The organism is Moorena sp. SIO3B2, assembly GCF_010692525.1.
GTDB lineage: Bacteria > Cyanobacteriota > Cyanobacteriia > Cyanobacteriales > Coleofasciculaceae > Moorena > Moorena producens.
Genome location: NZ_JAAHHE010000187.1, coordinates 1 through 6,830, shown reverse-complemented (window position 1 = coordinate 6,830; position 6,830 = coordinate 1). Strand labels below are relative to the sequence as shown.

Genomic DNA, 6,830 nt, shown 5'->3' with positions numbered 1-6,830 from the left:
TCTCCCGTTATCCAAGTACCAAAGCCAGTAGTCAGGGCAACTAAAACTGGGTGATCAAAATAACTCCAGTCTAGATGCAGGCTATAGACATAGTAATAGGCTTCATCAATACCAGGGTAAAGCCAAAAAGCAATGATACACCGAAACAGTAGCCCCCCTAGCAGCCAACCAAGTACAAATTGATGTTGAGACAACCTTTTCAGGGCGTTATGCATCATGTATAATAGCAGTTTTCAATGGGGTGAGGTACAAATTACTGGCTTTTAGGGAGCAGGAATCCCTTACAGGGGTAGGTTTTTTACATTTGGGTCGGGAGTCGGGAGCGGTGCGACCCGTGGCGAATTTAATTACGGGTCAAGCGCACCGAGGGAGTCGGGAGCGGTGCGACCCGTGGCGAATTTAATTACGGGTCAAGCGCACCGAGGGAGTTAACAGAAGCAGGAAATGGGCAGAATTATTCCGAAAATGATTGTGTATTTTGATACATATATTTAGGATTTTATACAATCATGAAAGTATAGCACTACGCATTAAAGTTAGGACATTGATAAAAGCAGAAAAAGGTGCGACCCGTGGCGAATTTAATAATTAGATGCGGAAAGCGCACCTGCGCTAATGCACTTGCACTTTTGCCTCTTGCCTCCTTTTTAAGGGGGGTTAGGGGGGATTCCTCTTGCCTTGCGCGTAGCGCTATACTTACTCGCCCCAATGTTCACAAACCTACCCTTGTAAGGTTAGGGGGGATTCCTGCCTCACAAGTGTAGGTTTTTTAATTTGGGGGGAGTAACGACTCATGGATCAGCTATAGAGTAGATTAACCAGCAACTGTGTATAAGTGTTAATCCAAATCTAAATCCGTTACTGCTCCGACACTACTGGAAGAGACTAAGGTGGCATACTTTGCCAATACCCCTGTGGTATAACGGGGCTTGGGTGGTTGCCAACTAGCACGGCGTTGCTCTAATTCTTGATCGGACACATTTAGTTGTAAGTATCGCTGATGGGCATCAATGGTAATCATATCCCCTTCCTGGACTAATGCGATCGCACCTCCAACCGCTGCTTCTGGTGCGACATGACCGACTACCATGCCATAAGTACCTCCAGAAAATCGTCCATCGGTAATTAATCCGACCGAATCACCTAACCCAGCACCAATAATGGCTGATGTGGGAGCCAGCATTTCCCGCATGCCTGGGCCACCCTTTGGTCCTTCATAGCGCACCACAATCACATCACCAGAGTTGATCTTACCTGCGAGAATCGCATCTAAGCAGGCTTCCTCGGATTCAAATACTCGCGCTGGACCGGTGATTTGAGGATTTTTTACCCCAGTAATCTTTGCTACTGACCCTTCTGTGGCCAGATTGCCTTTCAGAATGGCTAAGTGTCCTTGAGCATACACAGGATTATCCCAAGGACGAATTACATCTTGGTCAGCAGGGGGTTGATCAGGTACCTCTTCTAACACTTCCGCTATAGTTTGGCCGGAAATGGTCAAAGCATCCCCATGGAGCAAATCATGGACCAACAGCATTTTCATCACTTGGGGAATCCCCCCGGCGCGGTGCAAATTTACAGTGACATAGCGACCACTGGGTTTGAGGTCACACAGGACTGGTACTTTCCCCCGGATGGTTTCAAAGTCATCAATGGATAAGGCTACTCCAGCAGCATGGGCGATCCCTAATAGATGCAAGACTGAGTTGGTGGAACCACCTACTGCCATAATTACTGCGATCGCATTCTCAAAAGCCTTTCGTGTTAAAATAGCCCTAGGTAGTATTTGCTGGCGAATTGCTTCGACTAACACAAAAGCAGATTTCTCAGCACTATCGGCTTTCTCAATATCTTCCGCTGCCATGGTAGAGGAATAGGGCAAACTCATCCCCATTGCCTCAAAAGCAGAGGACATAGTATTAGCGGTAAACATGCCGCCACAGGAACCAGCACCAGGGCAAGCGTTGAGTTCCACCGCCTTGAGTTTAGCCTCGTCAATCTTGCCAGCACTGTGTTGACCAACAGCTTCAAAGGCACTCACTACCGTTAAATCTTGACCATCGAGATGTCCAGGTTTAATCGTGCCACCATAAACGAAAATTGCTGGGATATTCATCCTGGCAATGGCAATCATCGCCCCTGGCATATTCTTATCGCAGCCGCCAATGGCCAAAACTCCATCCATACTTTGGCCATTACAAGCGGTCTCAATAGAATCAGCAATTACTTCCCGGGATACCAGGGAATATTTCATCCCTTCCGTTCCCATGGAAATCCCGTCACTAATCGTAATTGTACCAAACATCTGAGCCATAGCACCAGCAGTGGTCAATCCCGCCTCTGCTCGTTTGGCCAAATCATTTAACCCCAAATTGCACGGAGTAATAGTGCTGTAGCCATTAGCAAGACCAACAATGGGCTTAGTAAAATCGTCATCAGTGAAACCAACAGCCCTCAGCATGGCTCGGTTAGGGGCTCGCTGAACACCTTGGGTAACCACTTGGCTTCTCAAATTCTCCGGCATGGATATGTTCTCCTCAAAGGTTAGAGTCTCTACCAGAGATTTTAGATTTAGCCATCAAATTTAGCCATCATATCAAGTCTGGTTGAATACCCATCATCGGGAGTGTGGTAAGTGTGGGGAGATAGGGAGATAGGGATATTTTTATTAAGGGTATGAAAACCGGATTTAGCTAGATTAGCTAAGGGAGTGCAGTTTCCTCGACTGGACGTACAATTGTTGGTGTCTTACTTTGCTCTGGCTTAAAGATGGCATCAAGTGCTTCTTTTAGATTTTGAGCCATAATAATCTGGTTTTGATAAACCACAATAACTCGCACTAATGTTGGCAGACTATGTTGCTCAGCTTCTATATACAATGGCTCAACATACAGTAGAGATTGCTCGATGGGAATAACCAAAAGATTCCCCTGAACTGCTCTTGAACCCTTTTGATTCCATAAGGAAATTTGTTGAGAGATGACTGGATCTTGATTAATCAGGGCTTCAATTTGCTCTGGTCCATAGATTAGTTGTTGCTTGGGAAACTGATACAGGAGTAACTTGCCATAATGATCGCCATCAGAACGACCAGCTAGCCAACCAATTAAATTATTACGACCTGTAGGTGTATAGGGGTGGAGCAAGATAAATTCTTCTGATTTCTCCTTGGGCAGTTTCATGATAATGTAGTAGGGTTCCACTGATTTAGATTTACCAGCATAAATTTCCTGGGGAATCCGCCACAAATCCTCTTGGTTGTAAAAGACCTGGGGGTCAGTCATGTGATATGCTAGCAAGCGCTCGGATTGGATGTTAAATAGATCAATGGGGTAGCGCAAATGAGTCCGCAGGTTGCTGGGCATCTGATCCAGTGACTTGAAGAAATTCGGGAAAATCTTACTCCACGTTTGAATAATCGGGTCTTTTGGGTCAGCTATGTAGAAACTAACATCGCCATTGTAGGCATCAATAACCACTTTTACGGAGTTACGGATGTAGTTAAACTGGTTGTCACCTGGGTCGGCATAGGGGTAGCGATCGCTTGTGGTGTAGCCATCCACAATCCAGTAAAGATAATTCTTAGTGACCCCTGACTCCCCAACAGAAGTATCAGCAATTACCAGGTAGGGGTCAGCATCATAGCGTAAGAAGGGAGCGATCGCTTGAATCCGTTGCCGAATATTACGGCGGAACAGTAACCGTGTTTTGGGTGTGAAATTCCCAGTCAGTACCATCTGCCAGTCTTTAAGATACTGGGCAAACACTAACCGCCGCCAAAAGGAGTTTAGGGCAACACCACCAGTGCCATCGTAGGTGTTGTAAACGTTTTCTTCTCCACTGGGATAGTCTAATTCCTGAGTTTTGGTGGAGGTCATGATATAGTTATTGGTCAGTTCTCCGTAGTAAATCCGGGGTTGACCAATGGGGATACTATCACGAATTTCTGGAGAGGATGTATATAAGCTTCCTTTGAGCGCTTCACCTCCACCAGAACCGATGTCTTTAATAAAGTAGTATGGCAGTCCTCCCTCTCCTACCTGATTCACAGCAGAGAGGGTAAACCCATAGCCATGGGTATAGACTAAGTGTTTGTTAACCCAAGTTTGTGCTTGTTTGGGCACAGCATCATAGTCTAATTCCCTTGCAGCAATGAGTACTTGTTGTTTTTGAGTTTTTGAAGGTTTTCTAGGGTTTGTTCGCGTAGCGTGGCCGAAAGGCCAAGGTTTTCTAGGGTTTGTTCGCGTAGCGTGGCCGAAAGGCCAAGGTTGTTTGGTTGTTCGCGTAGCGTGGCCGAAAGGCCAAGGTTGTTTGGTTGTTCGCGTAGCGTGGCCGAAAGGCCAAGGTTGTTTGGTTGTTCGCGTAGCGTGGCCGAAAGGCCAAGGTTGAAAGTTACTTGGTTGAAAGTTACTTGCTTGAAGGTTATTGGCTTGAAGGTTATTGGCTTGAAGGTTATTGGCTTGAAGGGGGTTTTTTGAACTTTCAACCTTCAACTTGCTAACATTCAACCTGCCAACATTCAACCTGCCAACATTCAACCAGTCAACATTCAACCTGCTACCAACATTCAACCTGCCAACATTCAACCTGCCAACATTCAACCCAGCTTTCAACCCAGCCTTCAACCCAGCCTTCAACCCAGCTTTCAACTGGTTTGGATTAACTTTAATGGTGTAGCGATCAAAATTGGCGTCGGTAAATTGGTAGTAAAGTCTCAGTTGTTGCAGCTGACGATTACTTTGTAATAAGGGGCGGGTATCCCACAGGGGAATGTTGTCGATGGTTAGGTGATTTTTTTCTAGATCGGTGCTGGTGAGATTACCTTGGGGGTTAAAGGTTTCAGCTTCAATACTATCGAGGTCAAAAGCTGCTCTCGTCAGGGCAATAGTCCGAGCAATATAGGGTCTTTCTAAGGCTAACTCGTTGGGTTCGACTTTAAACCGTTGCACTGCTGCAGGTAAGATTATCCCAGCAATTCCCCATATCCCTAGGTATAAGCCGAGTATCCACAATGCTACTGGTATTTTGGTGGGCAGGCGGCGTATCCAGAAAATTGCTCTCAAGAGTAACAACAGTGCGATCGCAAATGCGAGAATGCTCAATCCTGTATTAAAGGGCAACTTGACTGAGACATTGGTATAGCCCGCACCATAAGCAACACCACGGGTTGAATACAGTAAGTTGTACCGGGAAAGCCAATAGTGGAAGGCTGTGATTGCCGACACAGCAGACCCAAGGCCATACAGGTGTCGTAGTTGGTTTTGGGAAAATCCCGGAAATTTCCCATCTGAGAGGCTATTGCCTGAGGTTAAGTAAATTAGCCATACCGCAACTAGACCAAAGAGAAATAAGCCCCCTAGCCAAAAATTCAATAGTTGCCATACCGGTACACCAAATACGTAGAAGCCGATATCCTGTCCAAATAGTGGCTCGGTAGTGTTAAAGTGAGTGGGATAGAGATACTCTAAAATTCTGCCCCATTGTTCTGAAATCACCATCGCCCAGGCAAAACTTAGTGCTAGGGCGATCGCTCTTAACCACAACTGAGCATTTACCATTAGCCCTACCATCACTGCGGAGATCATCCCCAGCTGCCAAACCAGATTGCTTCTGGATTCTGATAAAAATAGCTTTCCGAGAGATACCCAACCCAAGGGTGACGGTAGGGGGGGTGTCGCTTCACTCATAAAGGTGGCTGACAAGGTTTCTCGATGGAAATGCCAAACAGAAAAGGCCATTTTTCCGTAGTACAACAGCACCACCCCAACTAATAAACTGAGTGCTAGGGCAAATGGCAAAAGCGATCGCAATCTGAAGGCTGGGCGTTTTTTAGAAAATTTTCCTCTTGGTCTCACTCCCGATCTCACTATTGGGGAGGGTGAGTTTAACCGTGTTTGGTTAAGGGTTAAGGATGAAGAGTCAAGAGTCTTGAACCCTTTTAGCCAGGTAATCTCGAGATCTGCTAAGTTTTCTGGATGCTTGAAATGGTTGGCTAACCATAAATTGGTGAGCAAAAACCCCAATGATATGATAAATACAATTACCCACAAACTCAGCTGGGTCTGCAAACGCAGCAAGAAAGCCGATAGATAATCCACTTCCGTGAACCATAAAATTGCTGCTACCAGGTGAGATAGCAAATTCCAAGCTATCCATACACCCAGTAGCCCAGTAACCCAGCGCAATAGTTTGGTCATTGGTCTTTAGTTTTTGGTCATTACCAGCATAGCGTGGTCTATCAAAAACTAAGTATTCAGCTGTCAGCCGTCAGCCGTCAGCTTATTTTTCAAGTGGCATGCGCTATGGGCATAAACTGTTCGGTGTAGCGTCACCACAGGCTTTTAGCCGTTCGCTTAGCTGATAGCTGATCGCTGATAGGTCTCCACAAAATACCAATTCAAGTAGGGTGGGCAAAGTTCTGTGTACTATAATAAACATTTGAACCAAACTGTTTTTGCCCACCCTACAAGTTTTTGCTAACTGCTAAATTGCTCGCCAGTATCTAGATTGAATAGCATTTGTAACGATTCCATGGCCAGCCGTCGAGTTTCAATATCTTGCTGTGCTCGTAATTGCACCATCGGGTCATGAAGGATTTTGTTAACAATCCCTCTGGTTAGGGCTTCGATCACTTCTTGATGTTTTTCGGCAAATTCTGACCCGAGACGGGATAGGGCTTTCTCTAGCTCTTGCTCACGAATTGTTTCGACCTTGCTGCGCAAGCTACTAATGGTAGAAACGGTTTCGAGGGAACGCCACCAGATGTCAAAGGCTGCCACATCTTCTTCCAAGAGTTCTTGTGCTTCCATCGCCATCTTACGACGGCTTTC

5 protein-coding genes and 1 pseudogene are annotated in these 6,830 nt (G+C 45.9%); 1 reads left to right on the top strand and 5 read right to left on the bottom strand.

The genetic code is table 11. From position 1 onward, the window contains the following. Positions 1-215 (bottom strand): annotated as a pseudogene (locus F6K38_RS26695) (4-amino-4-deoxy-L-arabinose transferase); the annotation flags it as partial. A gap of 26 nt (positions 216-241) precedes the next feature. On the opposite strand from F6K38_RS26695, the gene F6K38_RS26690 reads away from it, so the two are divergent. Then, positions 242-403, top strand: coding sequence for a hypothetical protein (locus F6K38_RS26690; RefSeq protein ID WP_158026776.1), 162 nt, complete (start codon positions 242-244; stop codon positions 401-403). A 435-nt stretch (positions 404-838) separates the two neighbouring features. Here F6K38_RS26690 and ilvD read toward each other — a convergent pair whose 3' ends face one another. The 4 genes from ilvD to F6K38_RS26670 all read right to left on the bottom strand — a co-directional run. Continuing rightward, positions 839-2,524 (bottom strand): dihydroxy-acid dehydratase, encoded by a 1,686-nt coding sequence (ilvD, locus tag F6K38_RS26685; RefSeq protein ID WP_287249757.1) that lies wholly within the window; start codon positions 2,522-2,524, stop codon positions 839-841. A 178-nt stretch (positions 2,525-2,702) separates the two neighbouring features. Then, positions 2,703-6,197, bottom strand: coding sequence for a UPF0182 family protein (locus F6K38_RS26680; RefSeq protein ID WP_287267408.1), 3,495 nt, complete (start codon positions 6,195-6,197; stop codon positions 2,703-2,705). Positions 6,198-6,300: 103 nt separating this feature from the next. Continuing rightward, complete coding sequence (locus F6K38_RS26675; RefSeq protein ID WP_287293850.1) at positions 6,301-6,438, bottom strand: hypothetical protein; 138 nt, start codon at positions 6,436-6,438, stop codon at positions 6,301-6,303. Between the two features lie 38 nt (positions 6,439-6,476). Further along, on the bottom strand, positions 6,477-6,830 hold a 354-nt coding region (locus tag F6K38_RS26670), incomplete at its 5' end, for a glutamyl-tRNA reductase (protein ID WP_502709602.1).

What these genes read in the sequence shown, in the direction of transcription:
- ilvD (WP_287249757.1), bottom strand. Translation starts at nt 2,524, where the DNA reads ATGCCGGAGAATTTGAGAAGCCAAGTGGTTACCCAAGGTGTTCAGCGA.
- F6K38_RS26680 (WP_287267408.1), bottom strand. Translation starts at nt 6,197, where the DNA reads ATGACCAAACTATTGCGCTGGGTTACTGGGCTACTGGGTGTATGGATA.
- F6K38_RS26675 (WP_287293850.1), bottom strand. Translation starts at nt 6,438, where the DNA reads ATGTTTATTATAGTACACAGAACTTTGCCCACCCTACTTGAATTGGTA.